We start from the raw sequence: 16,770 nt of genomic DNA on the forward strand, positions 1-16,770 counted from the left end.
AAAACATTGACTTTTAGCATTATCTGTGTTAATTTAGCCACCTGAAACTCAAATAATATAGTGAAAAAAATTCTCATAACAGGTGGTGCAGGCTTTATTGGCTCTCACGTCGTTCGTCGTTTTGTAAACAACTACCCGCAATACGAAATTGTTAATTTAGATGCGCTTACCTATGCCGGTAACCTCGCCAACTTAACCGATATCGAAAATAAACCAAACTACCGTTTTGTTAAAGAAGATATCACTGATGCCAGTGCCATTTTCGAATTATTCAAAAACGAAAACTTTGATGCAGTCATTCACCTCGCTGCCGAAAGTCATGTAGACCGTTCTATTGCAGATCCTACTGCTTTCGTAATGACCAACGTGATTGGTACGGTAAACTTATTAAATGCAGCACGTGAGTCGTGGAAAGGTGCTTACGACCAGAAACGTTTCTACCATGTGAGTACGGATGAGGTATATGGCGCACTGGGTGAAGAGGGCATGTTCACGGAAACTACTGCTTATGATCCACATAGTCCGTATTCCGCCTCCAAAGCCAGCTCCGATCACTTTGTAAGGGCATACCATGATACTTATGGTATGGACTGTGTGATTTCAAACTGTTCAAACAACTATGGTTCACATCACTTTCCTGAAAAGCTGATTCCGTTAGCCATCAACAATATTAAAAATAACAAACTGGTACCGGTTTACGGTAAAGGTGAAAACGTACGCGACTGGCTATGGGTGGAAGACCATGCACGTGCCATCGACGTGATTTTCCACAATGCAAAAACCGGTGATACTTATAACATCGGCGGACACAACGAATGGAAAAATATCGACCTGATCAATTTGCTATGCACCATCATGGACCAGAAACTGGGCCGTGAAGCTGGCGAATCCGCTAAGCTGATTACTTATGTAACCGACAGGGCCGGACATGATTTGCGTTATGCTATCGATTCGAGCAAATTGCAAAATCAGTTAGACTGGGTACCCAGCTTACAGTTCGAAGAAGGTTTAGCGAAAACGGTAGACTGGTATTTACAAAACGAAGACTGGTTAAACAACGTAACTTCAGGAAACTATCAATCTTACTACGAGCAACAGTACAGCGCTAAATAATGGAAATTACTGAAACAGGAATAAAAGACTGTCTGATTTTAAAGCCAAGGGTTTTTGATGATGCACGTGGTTATTTTTTCGAAAGCTTTAATCAACAAACGTTTGAAGATAAAACGGGGCTTTCCGGTGCCTTTGTACAAGACAATCAATCTTATTCATCTTACGGTGTCATCCGTGGTTTACATGCCCAAACCGGTGCTTTTGCACAAGCCAAACTGGTGCGTGTAACCAAAGGAGAAGTATTGGATGTAGCGGTTGATGTTCGTCCGGGTTCTCCGACTTACGGACAGCATGTGGCCGTACGTTTGAGTGCCGAAAACAAATTGCAGTTGTATATCCCTCGTGGATTTGTTCATGGCTTTTCCGTATTAAGTGAAACTGTGGAGTTCCTTTACAAATGCGACAACTTTTACAATAAAGCTTCAGAGACCGGTGTCATTTATAATGATAGGGATTTGAATATAGACTGGCTGATTCCAGCCGGAATGGAGTCGATCTCCGAAAAAGACATGCTTTTAAAACCATTTGCTGAATTACAACATGGGTAAAATATTAGTGATTGGTGCCGGCGGGCAATTGGGCCAATGTTTAAAAACCGTTGCCGAACGCAGAGGCATTAGCGAAATGATATTTCCTGCTGAAGCAGATGCCAATATCCTGGATCAGGAAGCCTTAAACAGCCTGCTTGAAAAAGAGAAACCAGCTTTCGTCATCAATTGTGCCGCTTATACCGCCGTAGATAAAGCAGAAGATGAAGTGGAACTGGCCAAAGCAGTGAATGAAACCGGTGCCGCTAATCTGGCCCTGGCTTGTGCTGCGCATCAGTCTACTTTAGTGCACATTTCCACTGACTTCGTGTTTGCCGGAAATGAGGTCAAGCTATTGAAGGAAGATGACGAAGCACTGCCAATTAGTGTATACGGACAAACCAAACTGGATGGCGAAAAAGCGGTGATGGCCTTATTGCCGCAGCATTTCATTTTACGTACCAGCTGGCTGTATTCAGAATACGCCAACAACTTCGTAAAAACGATGCTAAAGCTCGGTGCCGAGCGCGATGAATTGAACATCATTGCTGATCAGGTGGGTACACCCACTTATGCCATCGACCTGGCTAATGCCATTTTCGATATCATTGCTTCCGGCTCAACCGCTTACGGTTTGTACCATTACAGCAACGAAGGGGTAACCAGCTGGTTTGATTTTGCAAAAGCCATCTTTGATATCAGCAACACACAGGTAAAAGCCAATCCCATTCCCGGTTCGGCTTACCCTACTAAAGCCACACGCCCTCCTTTTTCGGTAATGGATAAAAGCAAAATCAAAAGTACTTTTAATATCAGCATTCCATACTGGAGAGATAGCCTTGTGGCTTGTATCGATAAACTTTCTTAAATTTTACATCTAGTGTCTCAAATCTAATTTCCATATATGAAAGGTATAATCTTAGCTGGCGGTAGCGGTACGCGCCTGCATCCACTCACCCTTGCCTGCAGCAAGCAAATGATGCCGGTTTACGATAAACCGATGATCTACTATCCACTGTCTACTTTAATGCTTGCGGGTATTAAAGAGATTCTGATTATTTCTACGCCCCATGATCTGCCTAACTTCGAAAAGTTACTGGGAGATGGTGCATCGCTGGGCTGTAAATTCAGCTATGCGGTACAAGCAGAACCCAACGGACTGGCACAAGCCTTTGTGATCGGTGCTGATTTCATCGGAACGGATAAAGTAGCTTTGGTATTGGGCGATAACATTTTCTACGGAGATGGGATGTCGAAATTATTGCAGGAAAGTGCTGATCCGGAAGGCGGCGTGGTATTTGCCTATCAGGTAGCTGATCCGGAGCGTTATGGCGTAGTGGAGTTTGATGAAAACAAACAAGCGATTTCCATAGAAGAGAAACCGGAGCAACCTAAATCAGATTATGCTGTTCCGGGATTATATTTCTACGACAATGAAGTGGTTGAAATTGCCAAAAATGTGAAACCTTCCCCTCGTGGCGAATATGAAATTACCGATGTGAACCGTGTGTATCTGGAACGTGGTAAACTGAAGGTTGGTGTGCTGAGCCGTGGCACGGCCTGGTTGGATACCGGAACCTTCGCCTCCTTGATGCAGGCTGGTGAGTTTGTGCGCATCATTGAAGAGCGCCAGGGCTTAAAAATCGGCTGCATCGAAGAGGTTGCCTACCGCATGGGTTTTATCGATGCGGAACAACTTAAAGCAATTGCTACACCGTTGCTTAAGAGTGGTTATGGTGCCTATATCTTAAAGCAAATTAAATAGCATAAAAAAATCCCGAATCATTCGGGATTTTTTGTTTTTTATTATGCTTAGTATCTGCTTTCGAAATCCTGATAAGCCAGGGCAATGCCTTCGCGCAGGTCTATTTTATGTTTCCAGCCTAACGCATGCAATTTGCTTACATCCATCAGTTTTCTTGGCGTTCCATCCGGTTTGCTGGCATCAAATACCAGTTCGCCTTCATAACCCAATACATCCTTGATGAGTAAAGCCAGGTCTTTAATCGTCAGGTCCTCTCCGGTACCAATATTAATTAGGTTGGGCTCGTTGTAATTTTCCATTAAGAAATAGCAAGCTTCTGCCAAATCATCGGCAAAGAGGAATTCCCGCATCGGCGATCCTGAACCCCAAACCACAATTTCTTTTTGGTTATTTAACTTGGCTTCATGTACTTTTCGAATTAGTGCTGGAAGTACGTGCGAATTTTCCGGGTGGTAATTATCATTGGTGCCGTATAGGTTGCTTGGCATTACTGAAATGAAGTTACAGCCGTATTGGTCGCGGTATGCATCACACATTTTAATACCTGCAATTTTCGCAATGGCATATGCCTCATTGGTGCTTTCTAAAGAGCCGGTTAATAGATATTCTTCTTTCAAGGGTTGAGGCGCCATTTTAGGATAGATACAGCTGGATCCTAAAAACATCAATTTTTCAACATTGTGAACGAAGGAGCTGTGGATCACATTACTTTGAATAGCCAGATTTTCAAATAAGAAGTCAGCTCTGTATATGTCGTTGGCAATAATACCGCCTACCTTTGCCGCAGCCAGAAATACATACTCTGGTTTTTCTTTTGTGAAGAAATCCTCAACAGCCTGTTGATTACGTAAGTCTAGTTCAGAAGAACTTCTTGTGATCAAATTAGTATAGCCTTCTCTCTGTAACTTTCTGCAAATAGCCGAGCCAACCATACCTCTATGTCCGGCAACGTAAATTTTGGCGCTTTTTTCCAATGTTATATTTTTAATGGACACAAAAGTACATAGATTTAATAAATAATTTGGAAATGAAATCATTCTATTTCCATCCCTCAGTACCCGTTTCACCCTTCATGCCTTTTTATATATATTTGCGCATCTATGAACAAGGGAAAGCAAATCGCAGTTATTGGTTTAGGCTATGTTGGTTTACCATTGGCCATTGAATTTGCTAAACATTATTCCGTTTATGGCTTCGATATCAATGCTAAACGGGTAGACGAATTGAGTCGTTTGGAAGATGCCACGCACGAAGCTGATCTCCATGCGCTTGCTCAGGTGTTGCAGCCCAAGGCAGCAACAATGGGGCTAACCCTTACTGCCAGACTCGATGAAATTGCCAATTGTTCCATCTACATCGTCACCGTACCTACACCGATCGATCAGCAGAAAAGCCCTGATTTAAAGCCCTTGCTGGAAGCCAGTAAAATGATCGGAGAAGTAATCAAAAAGGGAGATATCGTGATTTACGAATCTACTGTATATCCAGGCTGCACCGAAGAAGACTGTGTGCCTGTGCTTGAACAAGTATCAGGGTTAACATACAATGTTGATTTTTTCTGCGGTTATTCGCCGGAAAGGATTAACCCGGGTGATAAAGTGAATACCCTTACTAAAATTAAAAAAGTTACTTCTGGCTCCACGCCAGAAATCGCTGTTGTAATAAACGAACTTTATTCTTCTATTATTACAGCCGGAACGCATTTAGCGCCGAGCATCAAAGTTGCCGAAGCTTCAAAAGCCATTGAGAATGCGCAACGCGATGTGAACATCTCCTTTGTTAATGAGCTGGCGCTGATCTTCGATCGGATGGAGATTGACACCACGGATGTACTGGCGGCTGCCGCAACCAAATGGAATTTTCTGAATTACAAGCCAGGTTTGGTAGGCGGTCACTGTATCGGGGTAGATCCTTATTACCTGGCCCATAAATCTGAATCGCTGGGTTATAAACCTGAAGTGATTCTGTCGGGCAGAAGGGTAAACGATAATATGGGAATGTTTGTGGCGAACAAGGTCATCAAAATGATGGTGGCTAAAAATAAAGTGATCAATGGCGCACGTGTATTAATATTGGGTTTTGCCTTCAAAGAAAACTGTCCGGATACCCGCAATACCCGTGTAATCGATATCTATAAAGAATTAAAATCTTTCAGTTTAAATGTTGAGGTTTATGACCCTTGGGCCAATGCGACAGAAGTTAAAACAGAATATGGATTCAATTTGATCCCAGCCGCGGCAATCAAAAGCTATGACGCGGTGATCCTGGCTGTGGCACATCAGCAGTTTCTGGAAATTGATTACGGAAAGTTTAAACAGGAAGGTGCTGTGATTTTTGATACCAAATCTTTTGTTCCAAGAGAATTGGTTGATGCCAGGTTGTAAATTGCTTACCACGCATGGGTAGCTAGTTCTTGTTTTTATCTGGTTAATCTATACACTGAGCTATCTACTCCTTTTAATGTCCGAAATCAAATCTAAACACTTATGGTACCTAGGGATTTAGAACGGGCAAATGATCCAATGGAATTTTATTCGATGTGTGAAAAGATAAATATTTTCCATTATCTTTAGGCATGGGTAATTCCAAATTCCCTATATAAACCAACTGAATTAAATTTAATGCTTTCAAATCTATTAAGATCTATTAAATCAGGTCTGCTGCCGCTTTATCTGCTCTTTTTTTTAATTCCTACAATTGGCTTTTGTCAAGCGCCTATCATTGAATCGTTTAGTCCGGAGAAAGGGGCGCCAGGTACCGTAGTGAATGTTGCTGGAAAAAACTTTAATTCTTCAGTAGACAAAAATGTCGTCTATTTTTCAGGCGTAAAAGTCCAGTTAAAAGCCGCCACAGAAACACAGCTTAGCTTTATCATCCCACCAACAGGAGGAACCGGTTCGTTTAACATACTCAATACCGTCACTGGTTTATCAGTCAAATCATCAAAGTATTTTATTTCCACCTACCCGCGTGAAGATAAGATGTTTGCTTCTGATTTCGATATCGAAACCTCCAGAAATGGTGGTTCGGCAAATTCTGCTATATCGGCTGGAGATTTAGACGGCGACGGTAGGAAGGATTTGGTTTACGTGAATTTGGGTTCAAATATTTTATACATCTGTCCTAATATGGGACGAACTGAGCTGTTGAATAACAATTCTTTTACCACTACAATCAGCTTACAAACAAAATCCGGGTCTGAAAATGTGGCAATAGCAGATATGGATGGAGACGGTAAGCAAGATATCATCGTATTGGAAAGTGGTTTAATATCTATTTATAAAAATAATTTAACATCAGGTTTTAGAGCGGATGCGTTTACCCGGGTAGAAATACCTCTTGGACAATCTGGTGGAAAACTGGCCATTGGCGACATGGATGGAGATGGAAAGCCCGACATTGTGTTAGGTTTTCTAAATCTTCAAATTTATAAAAATGAATGCTCCCCAAATCAGATCCTTCCAGCTTCATTCTCGAATATCACCACCATACCTGCGTTTGGTAGTTTCAATCGAATTACAATCGAAGATATGAATAATGATGGCAGGCCAGAAATTATTGCCGGAGGGAATTCTAATTCCTTTGTAAGCATCTTTTCAAATCAGGTAATAAATAATATACTCTCCAGTACCTCATTCCCTATTACCAAGCTGGAAGTGGGAAGTTCTTCTATGCTCGCTATTGGAGACGTAGACCAGGACGGTTTAAAAGATCTTATCACAATTTCTGGCACTACAAAATATCTGAATGTTTATAAACAAAATTCTGGTTCTACTAATTTTACCAATAGCTCCCTCCAACTTATTTCTAAACACTACATCGGAGCAGACCCCAAAGATGTTCTTGCCAATGATATTGATGGAGATGGCAGGGTTGATTTCGTAACTGTGAGTAAAAGTGACAATCGCGTATCGGTTTTCAAAAATGATTTTAGTTTTTCAGTTGCTAACAATAGCTGGTTCAAAATCATCACCCTATATCAGTTCGCTCAAACACCTTATGCTTTACTCGCTGAAGATCTAAATAATGACGGTATTCCAGACCTAATTTCCCTTAATGCCGACAATACGATCACCTTTAGGAAAAACAAGGAATCCCTTATACCTACGATTAAGTCGGTTGAACCTTTGATTGCTTCGATGGGAGCAACTGTTACTATTCAGGGAAATAACTTTGGCAAAAGCGCCAATGATAATCTGGTTTTAGTGGGTGGTAAAAAAGTACAAATCCTATCAGCCTCCGCAACACAGTTAAAAATCAAAATTCCCACAGGTGCAGCGTCAGCTATCGTTAGCGTTCAGAATAAAGTTTCCCGTCGCACGGCAAGATTTTCTCAGCCTTTCCGATATATCTATGAAAAGGCAGTACCCATCTCTGCGGCAGATTATCGATTCGCTATACGCATGGACCGACCCGGTGAAGGAACAAACAAATTGAAGTTTATCGACTTTGACAACGATGGTTTTCCGGATATGGCAAGTGTCGACTTCAAACAAAACTTAACTATTCTCAGAAACAGTGCCAGTGGTGCGTTGGATTGTTCCACCTTCGCGGAGAAGATGGTTTTGACTTCGAATAGCAAAGGTGATGCAACTTATGAAGATCTGGACGATGATGGTTTAGTAGATATTCTTGTTGCTGGCGATAGTGAAACTCAATATTTTAAAAATATTTCTACACCAGGAAAAATAATGTTTAATCCACCTGTTGGCATACCCCTCACCGGAGGTTTAGGGGCTGATATCGACGGAGATGGCAAGATTGATTTTTTTCCAATGCGTAATGTCACCACCGAAAATTCGACCCGGCCAACTTTCGTAAAGGTCAGTTCAAAACAAGCGAACATGATAGATATTACAAATGATGGAAAGCCTGAATTACATTTATCAGAAGGGAGTATTTACAAAATCTATAAAAATTACTGCCAGCCAGGTATGGTAAGCGACAGTCTGTTTGTTCATGTACCCGCACTTTCTCCCCCCATAAATGTGCGCTATCAGGACCTCAATAATGATGGTTTGCCAGACATGATTTATGGTGAATATTATTATAGAAACAATAGCTTGGGCACAGATGTTAATTTTGGGCAGCAACAAACCCTTATCGGGTATCCGGTAAATAAAAGTTATACTTTTAATACATCTTTTATTGATTATGCAGATTTCAATGGTGATGGGTTAGAAGATGCTATCAGAGGTAGAAATGGTTTTTCGGCTGCCAATCAAGATACCTTATATGTCTATCAGAATTTGATGTCTGGTGTGCAGGATCCGGTTTACCAGGATTACGTAAAGTTTAACGCCCGGAATGAAAATCCTGGTGATAATATCATAGCAACACCTGGTCTGGAGGGGTTTATAGATTTAAACAATGATGGAAAAGCAGACATTGTGCTCAGGACATTCCAGAATAACTATTTAGTTATTTTTGAGAATACCACACATCCTGAGACTGATACCCCACCTGTAATTAGCTCCTTTGCCCCAGCTAAAGGAACCATTAAATCTAAGCTTTTAATTAAGGGAAATCATTTCAATCCGGTTTTGGAGAAAAATATGATTTACTTCGGCGATGTGCGTGCACGTTTACTTTCCGGAAGTAGCAGTGAGTTAGTAGTTGAGGTACCGCCAGGTGCTGTTTATTCCTTCATTAGTGTACTCGATATCGAAACCAAATTGCGGGCCACAACAACCCAGTATTTTAGTGTACAATCAGGTGATGGCAAAGGAACGGATTTTGATTCCTCCGCCTTTAAACTTCAGGAAAACTATGTCAATAATCCCGGTTCTTCTGGTCTCGCAGCCGTGGATTTAGATAACGATGGTATTCCTGAAGTCATCATCGGCGAAACAAGAAATACATCGAAGTTAAAGATATTCAAAGCCGCATCGCGTGATGAAACGAGTTTACCCAAAAACTTTGTTAGCGCCAAAGAGATGGAGACCAACAAAAACGGTTCACTGGTTCAGATAGCCGATCTTGATGGAGATGGGAAGCCGGAAATTCTGGCGCTTTCGTCCACAATACTCATTTTCGAAAATGCCTGCACTAAAGATTGCAGCTTATCTTTTCTTTCGGATATACTGGATGAGGAGACCAGGTTTTACAGGTTTTTTCTAGCAGACATCAATCAGGACGGTAAGATTGATATTATTGCACCCGATGTTGGCTCAGCACTACGCATTTACCTTAACAACTCAAAAAGAGGAAGCATAAGTTTTGATCCCTATACCAGAGTTGTTTTAGATATTGACGCATCTTATTCCAGTAATCTGGGATATGAGCTTGCCGATCTTGATAATGATGGGATGATAGACTTGGTGGTTAGTGGTTCACACGGGACCAAACGCCTGTGTATATTCCGGAATACCAGTACCCCCAGGGCGAGTACCGTTTCATTTGCCAACCCATTCTACCGGGCAGTACCTTCGTATGTGGGGCATATTTCAGCAAGAGATTTTGATGGAGATAGTAAAACTGATTTGATTATCTCGCAGTATAATTCCATAATCTTTATGCGCAATATTTCAACCAAAGGCAGTATTAACTTCGCTGAAAGTAAAACCGTTGTTAACAATCTGGCAGTCAGGTTTATCGAGTCGGCTGATTTTGATGGTGATGGAAAGCCCGATCTTGCCCTGGCTGGTGAAGATGAATCCAAGCCTGCCATATATTTATTCAGGAATATAGCTATACCAGGAATTCTTGATGAGTCATCTTTTAATAAACCAATAACGGTTACGTTGCCTAATATGTTCAGGGTAGCTGCTGTTACGGATTTCAATTTAGATGGCAGGGCCGATTTGCTTCTTGCTCCTTATACCAACATTTCGAATCTTGTATCGCCGGCAATATTGATCAACCAGTTAGGTGCTCTTGATCTCGAACTAGCTACATCCCCGGGGTTCTCCAGCTACACCAGCAGGCTTACAGCTGTTGCATTAGATCCCGAAATAAAAATTATCAGTAAAGGAAATGATATCATGAGCAGTTGTAATGTAGTGATCGAAGAAGGCCTCCATTCCGCAGATATCCTCTCATTTAAAAATGATGGAGGAATGGGGAATATTGCGGGGACTTACGATTCAGCAAACGGAGCGCTCGTGTTAAGTTCTGCAGGCAATTCCGCATCGGTTACAGAGTGGCAAAATGCTCTTAGAAAAGTTAATTATTCAAATACCGTAAATTTAAGCGGAGACAGGACGATTATATTCTCTGCCACGTTGAGTTCAGGTAAGGTTTCGCACGCCACCCGACTATTACAAATTACAGCACTTCCTGTTCCGGTAATAACAGGATTTACACCAAAAATTGCTACAAAAGATATGGAGATCACCATTTCGGGTTCTAACTTTGATCACCTCCAATCAATAACATTTGGTAATGTAGCAGCAAAGTCGTTTACCGCTACATCAACTGAAATCAAAACCTTTCCGGGTGAGGGCGCCACTGGTACTGTTTCGGTCAGTACACTGGCCGGGTTAGTGGCTATGGATGGGTTTATTTACGTTCCTACACCTGTAATTAGCGCTGACGGGCCTATTGTGTTTTCGCAGGGCGGGTCTGTAATGCTTTCTACAAATATTCAAAAAGGAATAGACAAAAAATGGATGAGAGATGGAGTAGTAATCGATGGGGCTTCGGACGATCACTTCAAAGTGACAAGCCCTGGAAGCTATCGATTACAAATTAGCGATCATGGATTATCAGTTTTGTCTAACCCGATTGTAGTTGAAACCATTTTTACCCTACCGAGCTCAAACTTCATGATTGCCACCACCTCATTAAGTTGTAGGGGAAGCAAGAACGGTACTTTGAAAATTACAGCTGCTACTAACCTGAATTATGTTGCTACCTTAAATGTCAATGGAATAGCTTCAATACATAAATTCTCTACAATACTCGAGCTCCCGAATCTCGATGCAGGCAATTATAATTTATGCATTACCATACCTGATCAACCAAACTATAAGCAATGTTATGATGTGGTGATTTCGGAACCTAAAGAGCTAAGCCTATACACGAATATCAGTACAACGAGCCCAACAGTTACCATCAGCTTGTCTGGAGCAAACACCTATTTTGTTGATCTCAATGGCAAAACCTATCAAACCACTAACAGTGAACTTAAGCTGCCTTTAGCTTCAGGGATTAACAAACTCATGGTAAGCTCTGATCTGCCTTGTCAGGGCGTCATTAAAAAGACTTTAGCAATGGCGGCAAAAGCTTCATTTTCTCCTAATCCGGTCGAAAAAATATTAACCATTGGTATGGGTGATAATACCTCTCCGGAAGCTGATATTGAGCTATTTAGCTTGGGTGGTCAACGTGTTTTCCGTGCTAAAAGAGCAAATGAAGGTTACATTGAAATTGACATTGAGCACCTGATTCCCGGAATGTATGTCATTAAGATTTCGACAGCAACAGGGACTATAACCTCTAAAATTTTGAAAAAATAATGAAAATAAAATATTTATTGATAGGTGTGATGCTGTTGGTGGGGTGTGGAAAAGACGAGGAGGTAACGCCAGATGGTGTTGTACCCGCTCCAACGGCTGCAGTATTAGTAAGCCCCCTTCAAAACGAAGTCTGTACTACCGGAACGATTTTATCCGATACAGAGAGTCAGATTACTTTTGTATGGAAAGCGGCTGAAAATGCAGACAGTTATGAACTGAATTATAAAAATCTCGAAACAGGTAGCGCTACCGTAGTCACTTCTACAAGTACCACTGCAACAATCAAAATGTTACGAAATACCCCATATTCATGGAAAGTAATCACCAAATCTTCCAAAACCAATACCATTGCTACTAGTGAAGTATGGAAATTTTATAATGCCGGAAATGGGGTAGTATCTTATGCTCCATATCCTGCAGAAATTGTTTCCCCTTTGCTTGGGAGTACGGTTACCCCGGTTTCAGGTAAAATCTCACTAACCTGGAAAGGGACCGATCCTGATGGAGATATAACTTCGTATCAAGTTTATTTTGGTACGGCAACAAATCCGCCTCTTTACAAAAACGATCTTAGTGTGAATAGCTTATCCGATATACCTGTTAACAATAATTCAACTTATTATTGGATTGTGGTTACAAAAGATTCAAAAGGAAATACGTCAACTTCAGGTATATCTCAATTTAGGACAAACTAAACGCAACCCTTACACTTCATTCAGGGTAAATATCAATTTACTATGTATTATAGCTTTGAGAACTTTTGATTTATCTGCAATGTTTTTTATATTTGATCATATTAACCTACTACCTTTCAGATAGGTTACTTAACTGGCTACTATCCCTTCGCATCATCCCAGCGACAGCCCGTTTTAACACAGCTTAAAAACATCCCATATTGTTGGTCATTATGAATGACCATTTGAATTTATTGTGTATACGCAAGAAGATATCCCTGCGATAGGGGGAATCCTGTGCTACCTGTACTGTTCAGAGAATAGGGATATGAGGACAGTCAGGTACCAGGTTTTCTTGAGGAAGGTAGTTTTGCTAGTTAGTGAAATACGTTAATTCTTACAAATTAACCTCCAGTTTTACCTCAAACCAGTTTTCTTCCACGATGCCGAAGTTAAAACTAAATGCATCTTTGTATTCCAAGGCTAGTCTGTGTCTGATGTTTTTCATTCCCAGATTTGTGCCCGATGAATGTATTCCGGTATTCAACATATTCCGGGTGTAAATCCGGAATTTATGGGTAGTCTTTTCGATGAGCAGATATCCCGGGTGCAGTTCTTTACTCAGGTTACCATGCTTGAAAATATTCTCTACCAAAGTAATCACCACAATAGGTAGAAATTCAAAGTCATCAAGTTGACCTTTGTATTCTGCATTCAGGTGTAACCGCCCTCCCTTTCTTAGTCCCATTACATAAATGAGGTTTTGAACCTGTTTTAATTCTGTGCTAAGTTTCACAAGATGTTCAGCAGTGTTTGTTTCGTCGATACTGTATCGCATGATTTCCGCCAGCTTCATGACGCCTTCAGCTAATTCATCATCATATTTTCTGGCCTTATCGTAAATAAAATTTAAGGTATTATAAAGTAAGTGGGGGTTGATTTGCGCGCGTAAATAATTGCTTTGCGCAAGGTATAACTCGCTCTCAATGCTCTTGATCTGTAAGTCATGCTGAAGTTGTTGTTTTTCTGCCGCCTCTATTTTCTTTTGATTTGCCTGATATGAAAGGAATAAGTAGTAAAAGCATGAAAAGCCTATAAACTGTAAACAACGCCACAAATTTGATAGCAAATCTTTACGGTCATTAAAGGAAGATATAAAAGACTCATGCTTAACCAGGATGAGATAGGGTTGAAAATGATTATCTGGTGAATTGTCCAATATGAAGCTAATGGCCATCTTTATAAAGACGAAGGCTACAATCTGTAAAGCCATCAGACTAATAAAAACCAATAGCTTTTTACCTTTTTTCCCGAAGTTTTTAAGAAGCACCCAGTGGGCGCTGATATAAAACCATATGATGTTCAGCGCGTAATGCCAGGTATAGTTTAGTGGTTTACCAAATTCATGGGCATAGCCCACGAGCGTAGTCTCTAAAACTATGTATAAGCTCCATCCGAGAAAGTGAATTCTGTTGATTTTTACCCATTTCCATATTTTGATCATCATGTCTGATGTGCCTTTTGTGTAGCCTCGGATTATAGCGGTGTAAAAAGTTTTTTCCATAGGAATAAATGAGGGTCTTTTGATTTCATCATGAAAGAACCCCGTAGAAAATTAAGTAAGAAAACTGTGTTTATTTTTAAATCGAAATCCAACATCCCATTGGTGTCGACGGATCCAACCACATCCAGCGTAATTATCATAACCAATGAAACCATAGTCAATCTGAAAATTCACTAAAGGTTGGTTTAAGTAATCTGGCCGGTTTTACCGGTCAGATCTTAAAGTGTTGCGATCAAGGTAAATCAGATAATTGTCTCTGAAAGCCTTACTCAGTCCGATCTTGATTTCCCCAATATAGACGAGGTTTCCTGTAGTTTCCAAGACCTTTTCAGCATTAATAATGTAAGAATTGTGTATCCTGAAAAAGGGATTTCCACCCAAACCGGTTTCTGTTTCCTTCATCGTTAAATACACCAGCTCTGTGTTTTCATTTGTGACAATTTTGACAAAGTTTCCACAACCCTCAATGTAAAGGATATCTTCTTTTTTAATTCTGCTACGGCTATTTCTTTCTCCGTTTGCTACAAAAAAAGAGTTTGGATCTTCTCGTTTGGATATTTCAACTATTTTGCGTTCATGGTCTAGAGTATCAGCTATCACCTGGGTGAACTGGACTTTTGAAATTGGTTTGAGCAGGTAGCCCGAAGCATTCAGGGCAATAGCCTGAATAGCGTGCTGGTTAAAGGCTGTAACAAAAACAATAAACCTGACCTTATTCCATAGCCGTTTCGCCAGATCAATCCCGGTAATATCAGGCATGTCAATGTCGACAAAAAGAAAATCTACCTGGTCTTTTACGCTAATGTCTGCCAGGGCAGATGTAGGATCAGTAAAGGTCTTGTGGAGGACAAGCCTGGGATGCACTCCAATGTAATCAGTCAGGATTGAAATGGCGGAATCGTCATCATCAATCACTACGCATTTATAAGGTAACATATTTCAAAGTTTAAATTGTTTAGTCGCTTTGGACTTTGCAATCATCTTCGCATACGTATCAGGGCTGTTTGGCCTTGATCGGTTCAATTCCTATCACTTCAGTAATTTTTTTGGCGGATAGGGAACCGTCCTTATTAATTTTGTTGGTGCGCTTTAGTGTCAACCTCACCATATCATGTGTAGGTCTTTCTAAAGGAAGAATTTCCTGTATGCTGCAATTAAATGCCTCAGCCAGTAAAAAAAAGTGTCTTACATTATATTTTTCTCTGTTGGTCAGGAGCTCTACTTTTCCTACAAAACCTTCAGATAAATGCATTTTCTGTGATAGCGCAACTTGAGAAATTTCTCTTGCCAACCTAAGTTGCTTCACATTTTCAATCAACAAATAGTCCAAATGCGAAATCACAATATTAATGTTTTCTTCTTCTGGATTTTGGTTCTGCATTATGCATGCAAGGAACAATAAAAGAAAAAAATTATCACAGGTACATAGCGAGGTAGAGATAAAATCTTTATATTAGTCCTAACAAAATATTTTAATTTAAAAGACTATAAATACATAATATTCATTCGTAGAATGGAGTAATTACTGAAAGAATTTGTGACGAGAAGTAGGACGTTCGAACACAAGTGGTAGGTAAAAACTCAATTCCTATGCTATCTTTGCGTAGCATACGGATTTGGGTCACCTGCTATATCTGTGTTCAGCCGCTGCAAAGTGGTGGTGGTCCTACACCTTCGTCGCAGATACAGCGTAAAGGTGGCCCTTTTCCGTTTGTCTTTCGGTTAAATATATTAACCATGAAAGCACTACAATCACAATTTGATTATTCTCTAACAAGAACCTGGCTACCTAAACGAACTTGTATCATCTACAATTCAACCCAATTTTCAACTCGTGAATGGGCTGAAATTATCTTATTGAGCCTTATCATCTGTTCTCCTGAATAATTATTATTAAAGCAGTTTAGGCGAAACATCCAATGTTTCTTAAGATCCTGCTGAGTTCAAAGCATCCCTATAGCTAACGTTTATTTTTATTTACCAACCAAACAAACAATGAAAAAATTAAAGCTTTTTATTGACCGGGCATTGCTATGCCTGAATTTTCGAAAGTTTATGGATGCTACTTTCGATATCAAAAAATCAAATCTCACTTACTTAAGTGCTGTGTTCTTTTGCGCTATTCCAATGGTTTCAGAAGCACAAATTTTAACTGAAACAACAGTCCCGATACAAGTCGGGCAAAAGTTGGGAACCGATTTCTGGAATAGAAACCATGAAATTTTCGATAACGGTAAACTCATCGTTTCCAATCTTTCAGGGGATAAAGGCAAATTTATCATCATTGATTTCTGGGCCTCCTGGTGTACTACCTGCATTAAAAAAATACCCTTGTTAGATAGCTTCCAGAAAGCAAATTCAAAACTTTTTAAAGTGGTGCTGGTAAATCCCAAAAGGTCACGCGATTCGCTTACCAATATCACCAGGACATTTTCCAATATCCGTACAGAAGTCCCTGACATTAACGCAACTTCTATTATTAACGACGTATATCTCGCAAATGCATTTCCTTATCACTACATCCCACATTATATATGGATTAACGCTCAGGGCGTTGTGGTCGCTATTACAGGTTATGATCTTCTGACCATTGCGAACCTGAATGCCGTATTAGGGAGGGCGCAAAGGTATATAGCGAAACATCCTTCAACACCAAAAAAGCCTTAAT

General features: G+C 40.4%; 12 protein-coding genes. 8 read left to right on the top strand and 4 right to left on the bottom strand.

All coding sequences use genetic code 11. The features are described 5' to 3' along the window. Positions 1 to 60 precede the first annotated feature (60 nt). Genes rfbB through rfbA form a run of 4 tightly spaced genes read left to right on the top strand, consistent with a single transcriptional unit; the run spans position 61 to position 3,405 of the window. Positions 61 to 1,113 carry a dTDP-glucose 4,6-dehydratase gene (gene rfbB, locus AC570I_RS21135; protein WP_497407093.1) on the top strand — a complete coding sequence of 351 codons (1,053 nt, stop codon included), beginning with the start codon at positions 61 to 63 and terminating at the stop codon, positions 1,111 to 1,113. Beyond that, a complete protein-coding gene (gene rfbC / locus AC570I_RS21140) occupies positions 1,113 to 1,661 on the top strand; it encodes a dTDP-4-dehydrorhamnose 3,5-epimerase (RefSeq protein ID WP_047800843.1) in 549 nt (182 codons plus the stop codon). Before rfbB ends, rfbC begins: the two co-directional genes overlap by 1 nt. After that, complete coding sequence (gene rfbD / locus AC570I_RS21145; RefSeq protein ID WP_497407094.1) at positions 1,654 to 2,508, top strand: dTDP-4-dehydrorhamnose reductase; 855 nt, start codon at positions 1,654 to 1,656, stop codon at positions 2,506 to 2,508. Before rfbC ends, rfbD begins: the two co-directional genes overlap by 8 nt. Positions 2,509 to 2,544: 36 nt before the next feature. After that, positions 2,545 to 3,405, top strand: coding sequence for a glucose-1-phosphate thymidylyltransferase RfbA (gene rfbA / locus AC570I_RS21150; protein WP_047800841.1), 861 nt, complete (start codon positions 2,545 to 2,547; stop codon positions 3,403 to 3,405). 47 nt (positions 3,406 to 3,452) lie between these two features. Here the strand turns inward: rfbA and fcl are convergent, their stop codons facing one another. Further along, entirely contained in the window at positions 3,453 to 4,379 is a 927-nt protein-coding gene (gene fcl, locus AC570I_RS21155) for a GDP-L-fucose synthase (RefSeq protein WP_047800840.1), read from the bottom strand. A 126-nt stretch (positions 4,380 to 4,505) separates the two neighbouring features. Here fcl and AC570I_RS21160 point away from each other — a divergent pair, with 126 nt between their 5' ends. From AC570I_RS21160 to AC570I_RS21170, 3 genes are all read left to right on the top strand, one after another. After that, a complete protein-coding gene (locus AC570I_RS21160) occupies positions 4,506 to 5,789 on the top strand; it encodes a nucleotide sugar dehydrogenase (protein ID WP_047800839.1) in 1,284 nt (427 codons plus the stop codon). 237 nt (positions 5,790 to 6,026) lie between these two features. After that, entirely contained in the window at positions 6,027 to 11,864 is a 5,838-nt protein-coding gene (locus AC570I_RS21165; protein WP_497407095.1) for an FG-GAP-like repeat-containing protein, read from the top strand. Beyond that, positions 11,864 to 12,559, top strand: coding sequence for a hypothetical protein (locus tag AC570I_RS21170; protein ID WP_047800837.1), 696 nt, complete (start codon positions 11,864 to 11,866; stop codon positions 12,557 to 12,559). Before AC570I_RS21165 ends, AC570I_RS21170 begins: the two co-directional genes overlap by 1 nt. Positions 12,560 to 12,935: 376 nt before the next feature. Here the strand turns inward: AC570I_RS21170 and AC570I_RS21175 are convergent, their stop codons facing one another. From AC570I_RS21175 to AC570I_RS21185, 3 genes are all read right to left on the bottom strand, one after another. Further along, positions 12,936 to 14,102, bottom strand: coding sequence for a sensor histidine kinase (locus tag AC570I_RS21175; RefSeq protein WP_047800836.1), 1,167 nt, complete (start codon positions 14,100 to 14,102; stop codon positions 12,936 to 12,938). 204 nt (positions 14,103 to 14,306) lie between these two features. Beyond that, positions 14,307 to 15,038, bottom strand: a complete 732-nt coding sequence (locus tag AC570I_RS21180) for a LytR/AlgR family response regulator transcription factor (protein ID WP_047800834.1) — start codon at positions 15,036 to 15,038, stop codon at positions 14,307 to 14,309. Positions 15,039 to 15,096: 58 nt separating this feature from the next. Continuing rightward, positions 15,097 to 15,483, bottom strand: a complete 387-nt coding sequence (locus AC570I_RS21185; RefSeq protein ID WP_047800833.1) for a helix-turn-helix transcriptional regulator — start codon at positions 15,481 to 15,483, stop codon at positions 15,097 to 15,099. A 614-nt stretch (positions 15,484 to 16,097) separates the two neighbouring features. Between AC570I_RS21185 and AC570I_RS21190 the strand changes: the two genes are divergently transcribed. Further along, positions 16,098 to 16,769 (top strand): TlpA family protein disulfide reductase, encoded by a 672-nt coding sequence (locus tag AC570I_RS21190; protein WP_497407096.1) that lies wholly within the window; start codon positions 16,098 to 16,100, stop codon positions 16,767 to 16,769. The last annotated feature ends 1 nt before the right edge of the window (position 16,770 follow it).

Source organism: Pedobacter sp. A2324 (genome assembly GCF_059693705.1).

Coding starts and splice junctions, on each gene's coding strand:
- AC570I_RS21185 (WP_047800833.1), bottom strand. CDS start 15,483: ATGCAGAACCAAAATCCAGAAGAAGAAAACATTAATATTGTGATTTCG.
- AC570I_RS21180 (WP_047800834.1), bottom strand. CDS start 15,038: ATGTTACCTTATAAATGCGTAGTGATTGATGATGACGATTCCGCCATT.
- AC570I_RS21160 (WP_047800839.1), top strand. CDS start 4,506: ATGAACAAGGGAAAGCAAATCGCAGTTATTGGTTTAGGCTATGTTGGT.
- AC570I_RS21190 (WP_497407096.1), top strand. CDS start 16,098: ATGAAAAAATTAAAGCTTTTTATTGACCGGGCATTGCTATGCCTGAAT.
- AC570I_RS21165 (WP_497407095.1), top strand. CDS start 6,027: ATGCTTTCAAATCTATTAAGATCTATTAAATCAGGTCTGCTGCCGCTT.
- rfbD (WP_497407094.1), top strand. CDS start 1,654: ATGGGTAAAATATTAGTGATTGGTGCCGGCGGGCAATTGGGCCAATGT.
- AC570I_RS21175 (WP_047800836.1), bottom strand. CDS start 14,102: ATGGAAAAAACTTTTTACACCGCTATAATCCGAGGCTACACAAAAGGC.
- rfbC (WP_047800843.1), top strand. CDS start 1,113: ATGGAAATTACTGAAACAGGAATAAAAGACTGTCTGATTTTAAAGCCA.
- AC570I_RS21170 (WP_047800837.1), top strand. CDS start 11,864: ATGAAAATAAAATATTTATTGATAGGTGTGATGCTGTTGGTGGGGTGT.
- rfbA (WP_047800841.1), top strand. CDS start 2,545: ATGAAAGGTATAATCTTAGCTGGCGGTAGCGGTACGCGCCTGCATCCA.